The organism is uncultured Rikenella sp. (genome assembly GCF_910577125.1).
Taxonomy (GTDB): domain Bacteria; phylum Bacteroidota; class Bacteroidia; order Bacteroidales; family Rikenellaceae; genus Rikenella.
Genome location: NZ_CAJTMN010000039.1, coordinates 1 through 18,645, shown reverse-complemented (window position 1 = coordinate 18,645; position 18,645 = coordinate 1). Strand labels below are relative to the sequence as shown.

At 59.3% G+C, this 18,645-nt stretch carries 16 protein-coding genes; 8 read left to right on the top strand and 8 right to left on the bottom strand.

The features are described from left to right. The first annotated feature begins 415 nt into the window (after positions 1 to 415). The 7 genes from QZ292_RS05720 (at position 416) to QZ292_RS05690 (ending at position 8,285) form a co-directional block, all read left to right on the top strand. Positions 416 to 1,357, top strand: a complete 942-nt coding sequence (locus tag QZ292_RS05720) for a DUF2807 domain-containing protein (RefSeq protein ID WP_294599068.1) — start codon at positions 416 to 418, stop codon at positions 1,355 to 1,357. Positions 1,358 to 1,384: 27 nt separating this feature from the next. After that, positions 1,385 to 2,173, top strand: coding sequence for a DUF2807 domain-containing protein (locus QZ292_RS05715; RefSeq protein WP_294599065.1), 789 nt, complete (start codon positions 1,385 to 1,387; stop codon positions 2,171 to 2,173). Positions 2,174 to 2,184: 11 nt separating this feature from the next. Further along, positions 2,185 to 3,066, top strand: a complete 882-nt coding sequence (locus QZ292_RS05710) for a nucleoside phosphorylase (protein ID WP_294599063.1) — start codon at positions 2,185 to 2,187, stop codon at positions 3,064 to 3,066. Between the two features lie 494 nt (positions 3,067 to 3,560). Further along, entirely contained in the window at positions 3,561 to 4,694 is a 1,134-nt protein-coding gene (gene dnaN / locus QZ292_RS05705; protein ID WP_294599060.1) for a DNA polymerase III subunit beta, read from the top strand. A 24-nt stretch (positions 4,695 to 4,718) separates the two neighbouring features. Further along, a complete protein-coding gene (locus tag QZ292_RS05700; protein ID WP_294599057.1) occupies positions 4,719 to 5,510 on the top strand; it encodes a 3'-5' exonuclease in 792 nt (263 codons plus the stop codon). A 63-nt stretch (positions 5,511 to 5,573) separates the two neighbouring features. Next, positions 5,574 to 7,205, top strand: a complete 1,632-nt coding sequence (locus QZ292_RS05695; protein WP_294599054.1) for a LysM peptidoglycan-binding domain-containing protein — start codon at positions 5,574 to 5,576, stop codon at positions 7,203 to 7,205. A 9-nt stretch (positions 7,206 to 7,214) separates the two neighbouring features. Beyond that, the gene (locus QZ292_RS05690; RefSeq protein WP_294599050.1) at positions 7,215 to 8,285 is read left to right on the top strand and encodes an endonuclease/exonuclease/phosphatase family protein; all 1,071 of its coding nucleotides are present in this window, start codon (positions 7,215 to 7,217) and stop codon (positions 8,283 to 8,285) included. On the opposite strand, the gene QZ292_RS05685 is transcribed toward QZ292_RS05690, so the two are convergent. The 4 genes from QZ292_RS05685 to QZ292_RS05670 form a co-directional block, all read right to left on the bottom strand. Beyond that, entirely contained in the window at positions 8,275 to 9,258 is a 984-nt protein-coding gene (locus QZ292_RS05685) for an NADH:ubiquinone oxidoreductase (RefSeq protein WP_294599048.1), read from the bottom strand. The two genes, QZ292_RS05690 and QZ292_RS05685, sit on opposite strands and share 11 nt — an antisense overlap. Positions 9,259 to 9,336: 78 nt before the next feature. Beyond that, complete coding sequence (locus tag QZ292_RS05680; RefSeq protein ID WP_294599045.1) at positions 9,337 to 10,926, bottom strand: NADH dehydrogenase subunit; 1,590 nt, start codon at positions 10,924 to 10,926, stop codon at positions 9,337 to 9,339. 13 nt (positions 10,927 to 10,939) lie between these two features. Continuing rightward, on the bottom strand, positions 10,940 to 12,367 hold the full coding sequence (locus tag QZ292_RS05675) for a proton-conducting transporter membrane subunit (RefSeq protein ID WP_294599042.1): 1,428 nt from the start codon (positions 12,365 to 12,367) through the stop codon (positions 10,940 to 10,942). Between the two features lie 13 nt (positions 12,368 to 12,380). Next, positions 12,381 to 13,013, bottom strand: coding sequence for a hypothetical protein (locus QZ292_RS05670; RefSeq protein ID WP_294599039.1), 633 nt, complete (start codon positions 13,011 to 13,013; stop codon positions 12,381 to 12,383). Between the two features lie 85 nt (positions 13,014 to 13,098). Between QZ292_RS05670 and QZ292_RS05665 the strand changes: the two genes are divergently transcribed. Further along, positions 13,099 to 13,356 carry a hypothetical protein gene (locus QZ292_RS05665; protein WP_294599037.1) on the top strand — a complete coding sequence of 86 codons (258 nt, stop codon included), beginning with the start codon at positions 13,099 to 13,101 and terminating at the stop codon, positions 13,354 to 13,356. A 16-nt stretch (positions 13,357 to 13,372) separates the two neighbouring features. Here the strand turns inward: QZ292_RS05665 and QZ292_RS05660 are convergent, their stop codons facing one another. The 4 genes from QZ292_RS05660 to QZ292_RS05645 are packed head-to-tail and all read right to left on the bottom strand — an operon-like array spanning position 13,373 to position 18,031. Next, positions 13,373 to 14,290 (bottom strand): NADH-quinone oxidoreductase subunit H, encoded by a 918-nt coding sequence (locus QZ292_RS05660; protein WP_294599035.1) that lies wholly within the window; start codon positions 14,288 to 14,290, stop codon positions 13,373 to 13,375. Positions 14,291 to 14,303: 13 nt separating this feature from the next. Beyond that, positions 14,304 to 16,208 carry a proton-conducting transporter membrane subunit gene (locus QZ292_RS05655; RefSeq protein WP_294599032.1) on the bottom strand — a complete coding sequence of 635 codons (1,905 nt, stop codon included), beginning with the start codon at positions 16,206 to 16,208 and terminating at the stop codon, positions 14,304 to 14,306. A gap of 46 nt (positions 16,209 to 16,254) precedes the next feature. Beyond that, positions 16,255 to 17,247, bottom strand: a complete 993-nt coding sequence (locus tag QZ292_RS05650) for a glycosyl transferase family 90 (RefSeq protein WP_294599030.1) — start codon at positions 17,245 to 17,247, stop codon at positions 16,255 to 16,257. Further along, the gene (locus QZ292_RS05645) at positions 17,219 to 18,031 is read right to left on the bottom strand and encodes an RsmE family RNA methyltransferase (protein WP_294599028.1); all 813 of its coding nucleotides are present in this window, start codon (positions 18,029 to 18,031) and stop codon (positions 17,219 to 17,221) included. The genes QZ292_RS05650 and QZ292_RS05645 overlap by 29 nt, the downstream gene beginning before the upstream one ends. Positions 18,032 to 18,645: the final 614 nt, after the last annotated feature.

Sequence of the window (18,645 nt, the reverse complement as noted above, 5' to 3'; positions counted from 1 at the left end):
CTAAAGTTTTTTTGGTTCTTTTTGTTCACAAAAAGAACAGTACCCTCCCGATAAGATGCAAATAAACGAAAGATTAAAAATACAAAATTATGGAATTTTTCGGGATCAGGCCGACTGTCCAAAAATTAGACGACCAGTGTCTAAAAATTAGACACTCCGAAATGATTCGCAAAAACTCATCAAATTGGTTATCAGATAATTAAAAACTTTGGCACACAAATCGCATAAAAGCAGACCAGGAACCAAAATAGAAAACCAACCATGAAACACCTGTTATTTTTGATCCTGATCGGGATCTGCATCGCCGCCTAAAGAGCCGGCCGGAAAAGATTTGCCGGTCTGCCGCCAAATCACTATATTTGAAGTGAGCACGGCGCAACGAGACTATACGCAACCCATCCAATTGAATGACAATATGATAACCAAACCTTTTGTTTTGCTGGGCGCCCTGCTCTTTTCGATGACCACCGCACTGGCCGGTGAAAAAACAGTGACCCCGAGCCAGGGCGTCCGGCTGACCGGACTTCGGGCCAGCCACACTTTCAAAGTAACCCTGCACCAAAGCGACGACGCGAGGCGAAACGGTGTTCGGCTGACGATCGACGAGCGCCTCGAACCCTACCTGATAGCCACCGTCAGCGGCGGCATCCTGCGGCTCGGCTTCGAAGAGCTGCCCAAAGAGCTGCGAAACACCGACAAATGGTCGTGTCCCGCTACGGCCGAAGTCACCCTCAGCCGGATCAACCGGCTCGCCGTCTCGGGAATGGCCTCGATACACACGGACGACACCTTCAGCGGAACCGCTTCGCAAATCGATGCCTCCGGGATGGGACAGATCGACCCGATCACCATTGCCGTGACCGGAAACGGCACACCCGAAATCGGCGTTTCCGGAATGGGACGTATCGACGTGACCCTCCGGAATCCGGTCGCCAGAATGAAAATCGATGCCTCGGGCATGAGCCGGTTCCGGCTGACCCACGACGCAAAGAGCGACGACACGAAAATCAACGCTTCGGGAAAAGGAGAGATCGACCTGACCTTGCAAGAGACCGGTTCGATGACGCTCCACGCTTCGGGCATGGCCACCATCACCGCCGACGGACAAACAGAGCGGTTAGAGGCGGCGACCTCCGGACAGGCCCGCCTCGAACTCGGCGACATGACCATCGTCGAAGCCGACTGCGAAGCGACCGGAATGAGCAGCATTGTTTGCCGCGTAACCCAGGGAATCGACGCCTCGGCATCGGGCACGAGTTCGATACGGATCGTCGCCGACCGGGCTATCCGAATCAACACCCAGACGACAGCAATGGCCAAAGTCCAGCAGGACAAGGCTGAAATTCACCTAAAGTAACCCACCGTCCTAAAAAAACGAACAATCATGCTGAAACGATTTTTCTTATCCATCGGCGCCCTCCTGGCCGGCAGTCTGCCGGTCGTGGCACAACAACAGACAATCGTGCCGAAAGTCATCGAAACCGGCCACCTGCGCGGCGCTGAAGTCAAACAAGGATTCGTAGTATCACTCCGCCAGGCAGCGACCAGCGGAGCGACCATAGTGGTCGACAGCCGTCTCCAGCCCTACCTGCGCGCCGAAGTGCGGGACGGGGTACTGTACCTCGGCTTCAAAGACCTTCCCAACGAGCTGCAACGTAAAAATCTGATTCGCAGAGCCGACGTGACCGTCACGACACTCGAAAAACTCGACGTGTCCAGCGGCGCGACGGTAACCGGCAGCGGAAACTTCACCGCCCCCGGCGAATGCGACATCGAGGTACATTCCGGTGCACAGGTCGAGGGAATCGACCTGGCGGCCAAAGAGGTGGAAATCGATCTGGGCTCCGGAGCGCAAATGAGTCGGAGCCGCATGACAGCGACAGAGGTCGAGGTCGACGTATCTTCCGGTGCGGAGATCTCCCTAAACGGTACGGCGACCCGGCTGAAAGCCCAGGCCCAATCCGGCTCTACGGCCAATCTGAGCGAACTCGAAGCCGCAGACGTCAAGGTTTCAGCCTCGTCGGGAGGATCGCTCCGATGCCGGGTCACCCGAAGTCTGGACGCCTCCGCCTCGTCGGGCGGTTCGATTCGGTATCGGGCCAACGAGGATTTGATCCACTCGGCGGTACAGATACACACCTCTTCCGGAGGGTCGATTCGACAGATCAAATAATGCATTCAGTCATGAATACCTTTATTCCCCCGTCGGAGTTGATAATCAACTCCGACGGTTCCATATTTCACCTCCACATGCGTCCGGAACAGCTGGCCGACACGGTCATTCTGGTCGGCGATCCGGATCGGAGCACACTGATCGCCAGCCACTTCGACCGCATCGAAAGCAGCACGGCCAGCCGGGAGTTCCGCTCGCACACCGGTACGCTGAACGGCGTGCGGCTCACGGTGCTCTCCACCGGCATCGGGTGCGACAACATCGATATCGTGATGACCGAACTGGATGCACTGGCCAACGTCGACTTCGAAACGCGACGTGCAAAACCGCTCCCCGAGCGCCGCTCGCTGCGGATCGTACGGCTGGGAACGAGCGGTGCGCTGCAAGAGGAGATTCCGTTCGGAGCGATGATTATGGCCACGGTATCGGGCGGTCTGGATGGTCTGCTCAACTTCTACGCCGGCCGGGAGGAGGTCTGCGACCGGGAGCTCGAAGAGGCGTTCGTCCGTCAGACCCGCTGGGAAACGCGCTGGGCGACACCTTATTTCGTACCGAACGACCCGGAGCTGGTCGAGCTGTTCAGCGACGTCGCCATTCGGGGTCTGACACTCTCCGCGCCGGGCTTTTTCGGGCCGCAGGGACGGGTAGTGAGGCTGCCGCTGACGCGACCGGATTATGTAGAAACGATTCGCCGGTTCGAGCACCGGGGAATGCGGGTGACGAACTTCGAGATGGAGAGTTCGGCCATTGCGGGGCTTGCAGCGTTGCTGGGACACCGGGCGCTGACCGTTTGCACCATCATCGCTCAGCGCGTGGCCGGCGACAGCCGTCCGGACTACGCTCCGTTCGTGCAGCGGATGATCGAGACGGCACTGAAAAAGCTGACGCGTTAATTCGCCGCGCCTACCCCATGCCGTTGGACTGCAACCTAAGTCAGAGGCGGCCATTGCCCACCGCGGGGCAACCAAACATGGAGTCTTGCGAAGCCTAAGACGCACGAACAGAGAACGGTTCGAAAATTGGGCTGAGCTGAACGGTGGAAATGCGCCAGCATTTCCCGTCCACGGGACGTGGGGCCCGCGGTGGGCAGATGGCTGTGTCAACCCAAATCTTCGCACCGTTCTCTGTTCGCGCGACACACTGAGTAAAGCAAAGAGAAGCCTAACAAAACACCTAACGGGTGCGGGGAGGGGCGAAACTGCGTTTCGCTGCGGCAGCCTCTACCCCATTCTCTGTCCGCGCGCCTCACGCTCCGCAAGACTCCCCCTCAAAAAATCATTCGTCAACGACACCCGACCTGACTGAGAAAACCACCCTCAACCCATACGAAAACACACAAAAATCGCTATCTTTGTCAGATATTCACCAACGGAAACCATTTTTTCTTATGAAGTTCATCATATCCAGCACCTTGCTGTCGAACAACCTGCAATCCATCGGTAAAGTCATCAGCAACAAAAACACATTGCCGATCCTCGATTATTTCCTGTTCGAGCTCGCCGAAAACCAACTGAAGATCACCGCTTCGGACTTGGAGACCACCCTGATCTCCACCCTGGAAGTGGACAACCAGAACGGCGACGGCGTGGTGGCGATTCCGGCCAGACAGATCACCGAATCCATCAAAGAATTTTCGGAACAACCGCTGACCATTACGGTGGACAAAGAGACCTGGAAAGTGACCATCAGCTGGAAAACCGGGAAACTCAGCATTCCGGGCATCACCGGACTCGGATACCCGGAACTGCCGGCGGTCGAAGAGGCTGCTGCGACCATCTTCTATATTCCGGCCCCCGCGCTCGGAGACGGACTCAACCAGACCCTGTTCGCTACGGCGGATGACGAACTGCGGCCGGTCATGAACGGTGTAGACATCGCTCTGTCGCCCGAAGAGATCTCGTTCGTGGCGACCGACGCACACAGACTCGCTCTGTTCAAGAACACCAACGTGACCTCGGACAAGGAAGCCTCGTTCATCCTGCCGAAAAAACCGGCCAATCTGCTCAAAAATCTCCTCTCGCGGAATGCAGAAGAGATGATCACCGTCACGTTCGACTCCAAAAATGCGATTTTCACGCTGCCGAAGCACAAAATCGTCTGCCGGCTGATCGAAGGGAACTACCCGAACTACAACGCCGTGATTCCCAACAACAACCCGAACAAAGTGCTGGTAGACCGAATGGAACTGCTCAACGCCATCAGACGCGTCTCCGTCTGCTCGAACCAGGCCAACCAACTGATTAAGATGGACCTGACCGCAGGGAATATCAACCTCTCGGCTCAAGACCTCGACTATTCGGCAGCGGCGGAAGACAACATCACCTGCAACTACGACGGATCGCCCATCGAAATCGGCTTCCGGTCATCGTTCCTGCTGGATCTGCTGGGCAACATCCACTCGCCGGAAGTATCGATCGAACTGGCGGATGCGACGCGGCCCGGACTCTTCTTCCCGTCGGAAAACGACACGGAGGGCGAATCGCTGCTCATGCTGCTCATGCCGATGATGATCAACGCGTAACCCCATCCGGACGATCGCAACGCTATGGAACTGAAGCTGAAACGTCCGTTGATCTTCTTCGACATCGAATCCACCGGCGTCGACCCGGGGAGAGACCACATCGTCGAAATCTCGCTCATCAAAGTGCATCCCAACGGAGATGAAGAGGTGAAGACCAGACGGATCAATCCGGGCGTCCATATTCCGGAGGAGACCACCGCCATACACGGCATCTCGGACGAAGACGTGCGGGATTGCCCGACCTTTCCGCAGATCGCCAAATCGTTGGCCGCATTCATCAAGGGCGGAGATTTGGCAGGCTACAACTCCAACAAATTCGACATCCCGCTGCTCGTCGAAGAGTTCATGCGGGCCGGCGTCGAAATCGATCTCGACGGAAAACGGTTCGTGGACGTACAGAACATCTTCCACAAGATGGAACAGCGGACACTGGCTGCCGCCCACCGGTTTTACTGCGGGACGGAGATCGAAAACGCACACTCCGCAGAGGCGGATATCCGCGCCACGTACGACGTGCTCAAAGCACAGCTGGACCGCTATCCGGACACCTTGGAGAATGATGTGGAATTTCTGGCCGACTTTTCGCGGACGACCCGGAACGTGGATTTCGCGGGACGGATCGTGCTGAACGACAAAGACGTGCCCGTCTTCAACTTCGGAAAACACAAAGGGCGGCCGGTGGCAGAGGTGTTCGCTGCGGAGCCGACCTATTACAGCTGGATGATGAACGGCGACTTTCCGATGAACACCAAACAGGTCATTACCCAGCTGCGGCTCGGGAAAGAGGTGGGCAAAAAGCAGCACAGCTCTCATTAACCCGGCAGCTTTCCGACAGGATCGGCCACGAATCATCCGTTAATAAGAGACACCGAACTGAATATGGTTATCAAACGCATTTTCACCCTCTGCATCTGTCTGCTGCTGAGCGGAGTTCCGCTGCCGGACACCGTCCGGGCCCAGACAGTCGTCAAAGTTTCCACCCGGGGGATTACGATGCGGGGCGAGAACTATCTCCTGCACAAGGTGAAAAAAGGCGAAACCTTATTCGCCATTTCCGAAGCCTACGGGGTGAGCGAAGAGGAGATCATGCGCGCCAACAGTTTGACACGTACCACATTGCGTGCCAAACAGACCTTGCTGATTCCACAGGCCAAACAGCGAGTCAACAAGAAACAGGGAACCGCTGCGACTGACCCGCAGCAGCAACAACTGCCGGAACCGCAGATCGAGACGCCACGGCCTACCGTGCCGCCGAGAACCATTCCGCGGCCTGTACCTGCACGGACGACGGAACAAGTCGTTCTGACCCACTCAGACACCCTGCAGACCCATGGCAAAGGGAAACGGAATCCGGAACGGGGCAATCCGTCGCAAGAGCTATCCGCTGCGGCGACATCCGGATTCGGCGCCAACGGCCTGCTACACAGCCGGGATGCAAAAGCACCGATCGAAGCGGTCGTCCTGCTGCCGTTGCAGGAGGGATTGAGCTCGAACCACCGGTTCGCCGACTATTACCGCGGGATTCTGCTGGGGTTGAACGCATTGAAACAAGACGGAATTTCGGTCAACCTCCGCTTCCTGAACACCGGAGCGGCGGAAGAGATGGTCGAACGCCATATCCGGTCGGGAGCTTTGGATCGGGCCGATCTGATCATCGGGCCGGTCTATCCGATCGCGTTCGACACCGTGGCCAATTATGCGGCGCAACGGGGAATCGCCGTCGTCAGCCCGCTAGGAACGGTGGGGGCGGACGACAATCCGTACGTCTATGAAGCCTCTCCGGACGAAACCCATGCTTTCGACCGCATCTTCGAGCAGTTCGGCGGACGGCCCGGAACGGTGAGCGAGGGAGACAATCTGCTGGTGATCGACCATGTCGAACACCCGGACACCGCGACCTTCTCGCTGATCGAATCGCAGTTAGGCGACGCGATCTCCACCCTGTCGTTCAGCGGCGAACGGGCGAGGAGTCAGGATATGGACGCTCTGCTGACGGCTGCCCTGGAACGGGGGCGGCACAACATCGTCTACGTGCCGGTCAACCGGGCGGATGCCTTGGAAGGAGTACTCTCTCACCTCAGTTCGCTGGTCAGCAACGGGCGCTATCAAATGACGGTTATCGGCACCCCGCGGTGGGAGTGGGTGCAGAACATCAACCTCGACCTGTTCTACAAACTCAACGTACACTACCCGGCTTCGTATCACGCCGACCGGAGCGATCCGGCGGTCGCAGCGTTCTATGCCGAATACCTGAAAGAGTTCGGCGAGTTGCCCAGTCCGTATGCGTTCCGGGGATACGACGTCATCCGGTATTTCGGAGGCGCACTGAACCGCTTCGGAGCAGAGATGCCGGAGCGGTTGCAAAAGGAGTCCTATCGGCCGAACCTGTTGCAGGTAGGCTATACGTTCCGGCAGGAATCGGACGGCGGAGAGCAATCCGGAAAATTCCGGAACGTGGCCTGGCCGATCGTCAATTTCCGCCCGAACTACACCATTCATGTGGAACGGTAAGCTTTTTTAATGAAACGCCCGTTGCGCATACTTTTGTGGAGCCTCACGACAATTGTCGCGGGGCTTCTTCTTTCGTTCGGCCTCTTATGGATACGGGAGTGGCGGCCGGCCCCGGTCGAGGTGATCGAGACGGCAGCGATAGCGGGCAACGAGCCTATTTTACGACGCGGAGACACGATACGGATCGTTTCGTGGAATATCGGTTATGCCGGACTGGGCGACGACATGGACTTCTTCTACGACGGAGGGAAGCGGATGCGCACGTCACAGGCCAGAACGGTCGAGAACCTGCATCGGATCATCCGGTTCCTGCAACAGGCCGCAGCTTCCGGAGAGGCGGATTTCATCCTGCTGCAGGAGGTAGACCTCGATTCGCGGCGGAGCTACGGAATCGACGAATACGACTCGCTGCGGCGAGCGCTGCCGGGATATGAGAGCTGGATGGGATTGAACTACGTCGCCGACTTCGTGCCGATTCCGCTGGGCGACCCGATGGGCGGCGTCGAGGGAGGGGTGGCGACCTTCAGCCGATGGCGGCCGGCACGGGTGACACGATACAGCTATCCGAGCGGATTTCCTTTTCCCATGCGGCTTTTCAACCTCAAACGGTGCCTGCTGAGCGCCGCCTTTCCGGTACGGGACACGGCGACCGGACGGATCGACACGCTCTTCATCAACAACACCCACAACACGGCTTACGACACGGGAGACATGCGGAGCCGTGAGATGGAATTTCTGCGGAACTACCTCTCCGACAAGCCTTACAGCATGACGACGGGCGACTGGAACAGCTGTCCTCCCGGCTACCGGCCGAGCCGGGAGGCACTGGAAGACGCCCATTTCCGCCCGTTCCCCATCCGGCAGACCGATTTCCCGTCCGACCTGAGGTTCGTTTACGATTCCCGCACCCCGTCGGTGCGTTACGGTTACGAGCCTTACCGGGCCGGGAGCACGACGACAACGGTAGTGGATTTCGCCCTGTGCGGTTCAGGCATCAAACCGGTGGCCTGCGAAACGATCGATCTGGGGTTCAAAAATAGCGACCACAATCCTGTGACCGCTACATTTGTTATTCGATAGTCTTCCGCTCCTCCTCTTCTTCCGCGATTGTCTCCGGCACATCCGGTTCCGGAGCCGCTTCGAGAGGCTCAACCGCCGCCTCCGGTTCGCCAACCCCCGCCTTCTTCCGCCGTGCCCGGACCGCCTTTTTCCGAACCGGTGCCGGTGCCGGCTCCTCCGCCTCCGCGCCCGGCTCCGGAGCGCTTTCCGGACTCTCCTCCTCCACCGCCGGTATCGGCGCCAGCAAAGCCCGGACGCCGGTAATAAAGGTCATCGGATGGGCCGGATTGCCCGGTACATACAGATCCGGCGTATGCCGCTCGAAGAAATCGCGGTTCACGGCCGGCGACCCGTCGAACAAACCGCCCGAGATGGCATCTGCTCCCACGGCAATCAACACCTTGGGCTCGGGAATCGCCTGCCAGGTAATCTCGATCTCCCGCGCCATGTTCGCAGTCACCGGCCCGGTCACCACCATCCCGTCGGCATGGCGCGGCGAGGCGGTGAAGCCGATCCCGTAGCGTCCCATATCGAAATTGACGTTCCCGGCCGCCCCGAGCTCCATCTCGCAACTGTTGTCGCCCCCCGCCGAGACTTCGCGCAGGTGCAGGGACTGTCCGAACAGCCGTTTGACCTCGGGCCGCACCGCTCCCTGGTCGAAAATCCACCCGGGTTCCTCGCCCTCGGTCACGACCAGCCCCTCGCGGGTCGAAGCGGCCAGCCGATAGTCGTTGGTGAAACGCACCTGCTCCGGAAACTGCACGGCGCACTCGCCGCAAAAAAGACACCGCCCCAGATCGAGCCGCATTTTTGGTTCGAACGAGATGGCTCCCGTCGGACATAAGGCACACAACTGCGCCCGCTTAGCCGCCGTCAGCCGGGCTCCGGTCAGAATGGGCCGCCCCCGGAACTCGTCGCACAGGGTCACCCGATCCAAGTGCCTGATATATTGGGTGCCATGCTGGATCAGCACCCGGAAATTGGTCAATAACATATCTCGTACCGCTCTATTTGGTTAGAAACCGGGCCTCCGCCTCTCGCGCGGCCCGCGTGCGGACACCGCAGAAAGCCCCTACAAATCGTGTCCGCAATAAGAAAGGTTGAAGCTCTTATTACTTACCGGGAAGTCCGAAATCTGCGCCCCCCGGACCGAAAGCGCCAGCATCATCCAGTTATGCAGCGACGGATCGAAAATCCGATACCCCCGCAGCTCTCCCTCCCGGTCGGTCAGGGCGACATGGCAGATCTCTCCGCGCCACCCCTCCGTCATCGAAACGACCAAAGCATCAGGAGCCAACGACCTGCCGTAGTCCGGAGCCGGATAGGTCTCGAACCAGCGGCCCGCCAGCTCTTTGCACCCTGCCCCGATCATGGCGTAAGAGACATCGGCCTCCCGCAGCCGCATCTTCAGACGGGCCATCAGGTCGCCGTTCATCCCATCGGCCTCCGCGTCGATCACCACCGGTTCGAATCCCTCCAGCGAATAACCGGCAAAGGCGCACCGCGCATCCCGCCGCACTCCCGCCATCCGGGCCGCCGGCCCTACGGCTCCCACCTGCAGCGCCTGCCGGGCCGTCACGGTGCATATCCCCTCCAGACGGGACAATACCGACGGTGTGGAGAGCAGATCGCGCCCCACCATCCGATACCGTTCCATCACCTCGGCCAGCGTCGTTTCGATGTGTTTGGCCCGCTCCAGCGTCAGGCGGTAGTTCGCCCCGAACGGCCGTATCAGCCCCTTTCCGAAACGGTTTCCGCACCACTGCTGCATGGCGTTGATAACCAGCGTCCGAAGCGCTTCGCAAGCCACATGTCCCGTCTGATACCCCAGATCCATGCACAGCGCGGCCGTATCGCCGATGTGGATCGCCAGCCGCTCCATCTCCAGCGCCACGGCCCGTTCGCAACGGATCAGGGCGCTCCCCTCCCACGCTCCGCCGGCGCCCGACTCCAGGATGCCCGCCAGGGCCGTCCCATGCCCGACGACGGTATCTCCGGCTATCGTCTCGCCGAACAACATCTGGCGCAGCCGATGTCTGGTGCCCGTAATGCCCGCCTCGACGCCTCGATGCTGGTATCCCAGCGCGATTTCGAGGTGGACGATCCGCTCGCCGTCGCATAAAAATCGGAAGGCGCCCGGCTCGATAATCCCCGCATGCACCGGCCCGACATGCACCTCGTGCAGCTCATGCCCGTCGATCGAATAGAATGGATAGGTGTCGATCCGATCCCGCTGCCGGAACCGGTCGAACGGATAGCGCAGCGGTTTGTCCCACGGCGTCCCGGCAAAACGAACGCCATACCGCTCCGCGATATCCCGCTCATACACGTGCAAGGCCGGAATCTCCGCCGCCAGCGACGGCAGCCCCTCCTCGTCGTGATAGCCCCGGAGGTATTTCGCGGCCAGCAGTTCTCCCGTATCATCCCGCGCCACCACGGCATAAAAGGTCAGCCCGCACTCCTCCGAGGCATCCTGCGGAACAGCGAAATAAGCCACACAGCGTCTCTCCGCCACCGCCGCGCCCGCTTCGTCCAGCAACAGCCGCCGCATATCTTCGGCAAAAGAGGCATAGGGCAGCTCCGGTATCTTCCCCTCGGGAAAAATCCCCACTCCGCCCGTGGCCGCCGGACGACACACCGCCCATCTGTCCAATGTATTCATTCCCATCCTCGTATTAATATGCAATCGAATCGATCAGCGTGACCAGTTCCGGCGCCTGCCAGACCCCGGCCACAAAAGTAGCCAGCACCATCAGCAACAGCACTGCCGAAAGCCACGGATTCCTCCCCTCCTCCATCCGCACCCGCGAAAAATCGGCGGGTCGGAACAGCAGGGGCAACAGTTTGGAACAAAGCCAGTAAATAACCGTCACCAGGAGCAGTGCCACCGGCACGAAAATCCACCATAACCCCTCGTCCAGCAGGCCGGTGAGTACGAGATACTCCGTCCGGAAGAGCACCGACGGCGGCACGGCGATCAAGGCGATCAGACAGCACACCAGCACCAGCCCTCCCAGCGGATCGACCCGGAAATAGCCTCCGTTTTTCGCCACACGATAATTGCCGAACATCTTACCCGCCACACTGAGCTGCATCAGGAAGGCTCCTTTGATCAGGGTGTGAGCCAGCGAATGCAAGACCGCCGCCCACACGCCGATGCCTCCGATCCCGAGTCCCAACATCATCAGGCCGCTGTTCTCGACCGTGGAATAAGCCGCCAACCGCTTCAGATTGCGAGTCCGCCCCAGATAGACCGCGGCCATCAGGAGCGACAGACCGCCCAACAGCAACAGCACGTGTCCGCACCACGCGGCCAGTTCCGGAATCCCCTGCATGGTTTTCCAGACCCGGAAAACGGCCACGAAGCCGCCGCCGACCAGCGCCGACGAAAGAAATGCCGAAGTCGGTGTCGGCGCACTGTGATTCGCATCCACACCGACGGTGCAGAAAGGAAAGATTTCGAGTTTCGAGCTGTAGCCGACCACGATGAACAAAAAGGCCAGCCGCAGATACAGTGCATTCCCTGCTCCCGAAGCAATGGCCTGTGTCAGCCCGGCATACGACAGGTCGGCCTCTCCCTCTGCCCCGGCCGCAGCGGCCACGGTGCTCAGCAGCAACACGCCGAGATAGGCGACGGCAATCCCCACGGAGCTGATAAAAATGTACTTCCAGGTAGCCTCCAAATTCCGCAGCGTGCGCCGGTGATAGGTCAGCCCCGCCGCCGCGAGGGTCGTGGCTTCGAGGAAGATCCAGGTCACGGTGATGTTATTGGCGAAATAGACGCCGGTCAATGCCACGTTCAGGGCGATCAACGAAATGAGGTAGATCTTATACTCCCGCAGATTGTCCTGATCGAGATACCGGTTGCTCTGCCAGCAGCACAGCCACCCGACGAGCGTCATCAGGGCATAATAGGTCACTCCCAGGGTGTCGAACGTAAAGTAGAGCGCTGTCGTAGTCCCGCGGTTCAGCACGGCCCAGACGGCGAATGCAACCTGCGCCGCAAAAAAGAGGCTGGCGAAGAACTGCACGTAGGCTCGCTGCCGCGCCACTCCTACGAGCAGGGCGAGCACCGAGGCTAAAATAAACAGATGTATCAGCATAAAGCGGTAAGGATCAGTCTTTGATGGAGGAGAGTTTTTCGTTGTCGAGATTGGGCAGCCGTTCGCCGATCTTGGAGAGGAAGAGCCCCAGCATCAGCACGCCCATCAGGATATCGAGCAGGATGCCGACATTGACCAGCATAGGGAGTTCGGCTCCCACGGTCAGCGAAAAGAGAAAAACCGCGTTCTCGATGACCAGAAAGCCCACGAGATGAGAAAATATCCGCTGCCGCGAGGTCACGAGCACCAGCCCGGTCAGCAGTCCGAACAGCGAGATGCCGAAAAACAGGGTATTGACCTGTGAATCATCGACCCATCGGGTGATCGAGAGGCTCACGACGAGCACCAGCACAGAGAGGAGCAGCGAGCCGAAAGCGGACATGGCTTTTCTGCTGACCCGGTTGATTTGCGTGCGCCGGATAATCCGAAAGAGCAGATACGGCACGAGTATCCCTTTGCAGGCCAAGGTTTCGGCAATCACGAAAATTTTCGTTCCGAGTCCTTCGCCCGGCCCGAGCTGCATCAGGGCGATCCCCATCAGCAGCCATCCTTGCAGGCCGACGATCCACGCATAGTGACGGAAACGTTCGGTCACGGCTGCGTAGAGCAGCGAAACGGCGTATATAATAATGAATAGCAACAACATACGGGTTGTTATTTAATGTTCGTCTGTTTTGTTCTCCGCCCCGGGCTTCCGCGACGCGGGCAACTATGGGCGATTAGGCGGGCTGATGTACATCGGCAACGGCGGGTACGGCTGGTCTTTGACGGTTAACAGTACCTTTGGCATGGGCTTGGGCTTCAACGCGCAGCCCCTCCATCCCAGCCACACGGACTACCGTGGTCACGGTTTTCAGTTGCGTTGCCTCTCGGAAGTGCGTGTCGCACTCACAATTGGCAGCCTCTACCCTATTGGGCTGACCCAGCCGCAGCGAAACGCAGTTTCGCTCTGTCCCGTTTTTCGTTCGCGCATCCGCAACAGACAATAGAAACCCCTACCCTTCCCTAATTCAGGCCGCTGGTCATCAGCACATAAGCTACGCCGAAGCCCAGCAATCCGATCGCCGACAAGGTCGCCAGATAGGTGGCGTTCTTCGTCATCCGGTTACGCGCCATCAGAGACTCTATCGCTCCGACCGACACACCGTATCCCGCCATCGCTACCAAAAACCAACCCGCCAGCATCCATCCTTCGATCTGTCCCGGAACCACGACGTTCACCAACAGCGTCCCCCAAATCGACAACTTCAGCCAACCCGCCAGCTGAATAAACGCCAAATCCACCCCCGAAAGATCCAACACCATCGCCTCGTGCACCATCGTCAGCTCCAGATGCGTCCGCGGATCGTCCACCGGCAACCGGCCGTTCTCCACCAGCGCCACATTCAAAAAAGCATATCCCATCACCAGCGAAAGCATCAGCCAGTTCATCGACGCGTTATCAAACGTGGCGAAGATCGCACTGAACGAGCCGTAGCCCGTCACCATCGCCAACGTCCCGACCAGCAGGAAAAAACACGGCTCGACCAGCATCGAGAAGAGCACCTCGCGCGCCGAACCCATCCCCTGAAAGCTGCTCCCGCTCTCCAATGCCGCCAGTACCAGCGCCAGTTTTCCGAACCCCAGCAAATAAGCGAACAGAATAAAATCGCCATAAAAACTCACCGCCGCAGGAAAAGTCCCCAACGGCAGCAACAACACCGCCCCCAGCGCGGTCGCCAGATAGAGCGCCGGCGCTGTCCGGGTCAGCCAGGTGGCCGACGTGCTGTACACCTCGCCCTTCCGCAACAAAACGCCGACGGTCAGCAGCGGTTGGAAAAAACGAACCCCCGTACGTCCCGCCAACCGTGCACGGGTCTTGTTGATAACCCCCTTGATGCACACCGCCGACACCAAAATCAATAGTAAAGGAATGATGAACATAGCCGTCGAATCGTTACAACGCCCCGCAGAGCGACAATATCAAAATCAGGACGAACAGAATCAGCGCATGAAGGACATAGTGGTTCGTCTTTCCCGTCTGGAACAGGGCCAGCCGCGCCGTCCACCGCCGCAACAGATGCGCGAACCAATGGGTCACCGCCCGGGCCGTGGTATCGCGATCCTCGGTCGAGAAGGTGCGTTCAACCGGGAAAATCTCCTCTTCCGACAAAGCGGTCTCCGCCGTCTCCCGTTTCCGATCTCCCCACATGGTCTGCAACTCGCGGTTATACGACGAGGCGGTGTACTGCATCCGCTTGTTCGGCACGGTGAAAGCGCAGCCCCAGGTCGGCCGCCGCACGCTCCCGACTCCTGCCCGCCGGTTGAGCCACTGTTTCAGGAAGAGCAGCCCCGCGGTCAGCACCACCACGCCCACCGCCATCCCTTCGACGATCCACATCCGGTCGATCATCGGCTGGGCATAGTACCGCGCACCGAACAGCACGTCGGCATTTTCGAGCACGATATAAGGATAGAGAATCGGCCCGGCCAGAATCCCCGCCAAAGGCAAGACCTGCGCCAGGAGCATCACGCCCCCCACCTCACGCGCCTCGCGCGCCGCACACCCGCGCGGATTTCCCAAAAAAGTAATCCCGTAAGCTTTCGTAAAGGTCATCAGGGTCAGGCCCCCCACCAACGCCAAGGCCACGATTCCCGCCACCGCGACAGCAACCATCTCGCCCCGGGTAATCGCCCCGAACAAGCCGTCGAAGAGCACGAACTCCGAGGCAAACCCCACCAGACCCGGCACCGTGCAAATAGCCAGCGTCGCCACCAGAAAGAGAATCCCCGTCACCGGCATCCGCCGCAGCAAGCCTCCCAGCCGGTTCATATCCCGGTTATGCGTCGCGGCCACCACCGATCCCGCCCCGAGAAAGAGCATCGTCTTGTAATTCGAGTGTCCCAGCACATGAATCAACGCCCCGCCGAAACCCGCATAGGCCAGAAAATCGCTCTCCACCGATCGTCCCAGCAGCCCCAGTCCGATCCCGAGGCAGATAATCCCGATGTTTTCGATCGAAGAATAGGCCAGCAGGCGTTTCAAATCGGTCTGCACGGCTGCGCGGGCAATCCCGAAGATCGCTGTCACCGCCCCCAGCACGAAGACCAGCAGCCCCATGGCAAAAATTCCGTCAGGCGTCAAAGCCAGAGCCGACCGTACAATGCCGTAAATCCCCATCTTGATCATCACGCCGGACATCATCGCCGAGACGTGCGACGGTGCGGCCGGATGGGCCACCGGCAGCCACATGTGCAGCGGAAAGATCCCCGCCTTGAGTCCGAATCCGACCAGAAAGAGCAGAAAGGCCGGCACGGTCATCCCCCGTCCGGCAAAGAAAGCCGCTCCGCCCTGCGGCGCCACGAACGCGCCCAGCAGGAAGAAAAACCCGATGTGCATCAGCACGAGATACCCAACAGCCGCATGCAACACCTCTTTCCGCTCCCCGTCGAACATCACGAGCACGAACGAGCTGAGGGTCATCAGCTCCCACCAGAACAAGAATCCGTAGGTCTCTTTCGCCCCGATCACCCCCAGCATCGAGTAAAACAACACGACCAATGCCGCGAAATGCAATCCGGTCTGTGCGTGGTTTTTCCCGACCGCATGCCCCGGCAGGTATCCCACGGCGTACACCGAACAGGCCACGCCGCTGATCGCCACGGCCAAGGCAAAAACCCCTCCGATGGCATCCAGCTCCGGCAATACGAAATCGCCGGCCGGCACCGTCGCTCCGGCTGGCAACACAATGGCCGTCACCCCCGCCACCGCGGCAAACACTGCCCCGACGGCAATCGCGACTGCCGCCACGATCCCTTGGAACCGTATGCCGGGTACGGCGAAAGGCAGCAGACTGCTCAAGGTTAAAATCGCAAATATATTCGTCCAATCCATAATCATCCGATCATTACTGTCGTTCGGCCGGCAGTTGTCCGGTCATCCGAAAATATTTCTCCAGCACCAGCAGCGAAATGATCCGCTCCCGCCGCTTGTCGCGGAACTGTGCGATATACTCATGCGCATGGGCCGCAATCCGTTCCGCCTCTTCGGGATGCGCGACATAATAGGCCATTTTCTCCGGCAAATCCGAAAAGTCGTCCCGAATCTCGACATAGTGGTACCCCGGAACGAGCGTTCCCTCCATAAACCAGGTCTCGTACTTCGGTCGCGGCATCACGGCCAGCGAGTTGGAAGACATCACCCACTTCAGGTTGCTGGCCACGTCGTTCCCCTCCAGCGTCATCACGAATTTATATTTCAAATGTTCCCACAGCGAGATTTTGGGTCTCATCCACTCCTCCGGGCAGTCTCCGGCCGACGAAATAATGCCGCAATCGCAAATTTCGCTCCCGAAGTAACGCTCCATAAATCGCACCCGATGCGGTTTGGTCGTCCGATTGACGTCGCCGCGAAAAATCGCGCGGTCGAGTTTCCTGCGGAACGGCATCCGGTCTTTGAGGAAGGTAAAATGCCTGATTTTATTCAGTTTGAGGAGTACGGAACAGGCATTCGCCTCCTCTTCCCCTTCCGCCGCAATCGGACGGCTCTTCACCACCGACGGCCACTCCGGCACGTAGGTCACGTCGCCCGGGCAGAGTCTCCACCTCAACTGCGGGTCGAACCACCGAATGAATTCTCTCGTGTCGAAATAATAGACCGAGGCCATCCCCTCCCGCGTGTGTTCGCCCAGCCGCGGCGAATCGGCCGGCAAAGCGACCGGCGCGTTCAACCGGCAATAGTAATTCACCCGCCGTTCGATGTACTCCCAATCCTTCCGCCGTCTGGCCCGCGCCAGCACCCGTTTCAAGCGCCACCGCAACCAGACGCCCGGCACCGCTTCGCGTCGCAGGCAACCGAGGTAGTAGCACAGTTTACTGTTTTTTCCCGATCCGAGGTGCATCCCCTTTTAAGTTTTCGTATCCATCGTTGCCGAGGCCGCATTGCACCGCCAGCTGTGCCACAGCCGTCGCCATCACGCCCGCCGTCTCCGTCCGCAGGCGGCTCTCCCCCAAAGAGACCGGAACAAACCCGACAGCCCTCGCCGCCGCGATCTCTGTCGGAGAAAAATCCCCTTCGGGCCCGATCAACACGCAAAATTCCGCACCCGAAACACCGACCGCCGCGTCGCGCAAAGCGGGAAACAGCTCGACCCGCTCCGCCAGCGGCGTCCCTTCGTCGCAATAAGCCACAAAACGGCTCTTATATAATGTATCGGCCGAAGCGATGAAGTCCCGAAAGGGCGTTGCCTCGTCCAATCGCGGCACGTAAGCCTTAAGAGACTGTTTTACAGCGCTCAACACAATCTTCTCACTCCGATCCCTCCGCACGGTCTTACGTTCGGAGTGCTCGCAGACGAGCGGCGTAATGCGGTCGATGCCGATCTCGGTGGCTTTCTCCAAGAACCACTCATACCGATCGACGTTTTTGGTCGGAGCAATCGCGACATGCAGCCGATACGGCCGCACACCGTGTTCCGTCTCGCGCGACAAGATACGCACGCTGCACGCTTTAGGCGTCGCACCGCCCACGATCTCGGCCTCGTACCACCCGCCGCATCCGTCGGTCAGCCGCACCCGGTCTCCGCCCCGCAGGCGCAGCACTCCGCTCGCATGACGCGTTTCGTCGTCCGCCAGCGTATAAAGGTCGACATCCGCCGTAATATCGGGTATATAAAACAGGTGCATGCGGACAGACGAGAAAGCGGGTTATCGGACAAAAATACAACGTAAACCCGATATGCGCCAAAAAAAATGACGTAAAAGCCTGATCGAAGCGCGTGTTTATACGAAAAACAGGCAGGTCTGCGTGCTAAAAACCTTGCTCGCCCCGCCCCGGGCTGCCGCAGTCGTCTTTCGGGCGATCCGGTAAGTATCGGGAATCATGGTTACAGCTACTCCTCGTCGGCGATCGGCATCCAGGGAATATGTTTGAACTTCAATATGGCATGGGCGTATTACGATCTTCCGGACAGTCGTGCCCACGGTCTTCAGTTGCGTTGCCTCTCGGAATAAACGGGGGCGCGTGTCGCACTCGCAATTGCCAGCCTTGTGGGTCGGACGCCCGGGAGGTACCGCAATTTTCGACGCGTGAGCGGCGTGTTGCGGGCCTCCCGTGGGGAGGCGTCCGGCCCGCGCGACTCTTCGAGTCGCAAAAGTTCAGCCCAAAGCACCGTCCCGTGTCCGCCTCACTGCGGCTCTGCTGTCGCTCCGCCACGTTTGCCGTCGCCCGCTGGGATTTCATCTCGGTTTTGCTCGCCGCAAAACGAGAGAAATCCCTCTTTACGCGGGCGGGCGACGGA

Coding starts and splice junctions, on each gene's coding strand:
- QZ292_RS05680 (WP_294599045.1), bottom strand. CDS start 10,926: ATGAATACATTGGACAGATGGGCGGTGTGTCGTCCGGCGGCCACGGGC.
- QZ292_RS05720 (WP_294599068.1), top strand. CDS start 416: ATGATAACCAAACCTTTTGTTTTGCTGGGCGCCCTGCTCTTTTCGATG.
- QZ292_RS05650 (WP_294599030.1), bottom strand. CDS start 17,247: ATGCACCTCGGATCGGGAAAAAACAGTAAACTGTGCTACTACCTCGGT.
- dnaN (WP_294599060.1), top strand. CDS start 3,561: ATGAAGTTCATCATATCCAGCACCTTGCTGTCGAACAACCTGCAATCC.
- QZ292_RS05695 (WP_294599054.1), top strand. CDS start 5,574: ATGGTTATCAAACGCATTTTCACCCTCTGCATCTGTCTGCTGCTGAGC.
- QZ292_RS05700 (WP_294599057.1), top strand. CDS start 4,719: ATGGAACTGAAGCTGAAACGTCCGTTGATCTTCTTCGACATCGAATCC.
- QZ292_RS05690 (WP_294599050.1), top strand. CDS start 7,215: ATGAAACGCCCGTTGCGCATACTTTTGTGGAGCCTCACGACAATTGTC.
- QZ292_RS05675 (WP_294599042.1), bottom strand. CDS start 12,367: ATGCTGATACATCTGTTTATTTTAGCCTCGGTGCTCGCCCTGCTCGTA.
- QZ292_RS05710 (WP_294599063.1), top strand. CDS start 2,185: ATGAATACCTTTATTCCCCCGTCGGAGTTGATAATCAACTCCGACGGT.
- QZ292_RS05670 (WP_294599039.1), bottom strand. CDS start 13,013: ATGTTGTTGCTATTCATTATTATATACGCCGTTTCGCTGCTCTACGCA.
- QZ292_RS05660 (WP_294599035.1), bottom strand. CDS start 14,290: ATGTTCATCATTCCTTTACTATTGATTTTGGTGTCGGCGGTGTGCATC.
- QZ292_RS05645 (WP_294599028.1), bottom strand. CDS start 18,031: ATGCACCTGTTTTATATACCCGATATTACGGCGGATGTCGACCTTTAT.
- QZ292_RS05665 (WP_294599037.1), top strand. CDS start 13,099: ATGTACATCGGCAACGGCGGGTACGGCTGGTCTTTGACGGTTAACAGT.
- QZ292_RS05685 (WP_294599048.1), bottom strand. CDS start 9,258: ATGTTATTGACCAATTTCCGGGTGCTGATCCAGCATGGCACCCAATAT.
- QZ292_RS05715 (WP_294599065.1), top strand. CDS start 1,385: ATGCTGAAACGATTTTTCTTATCCATCGGCGCCCTCCTGGCCGGCAGT.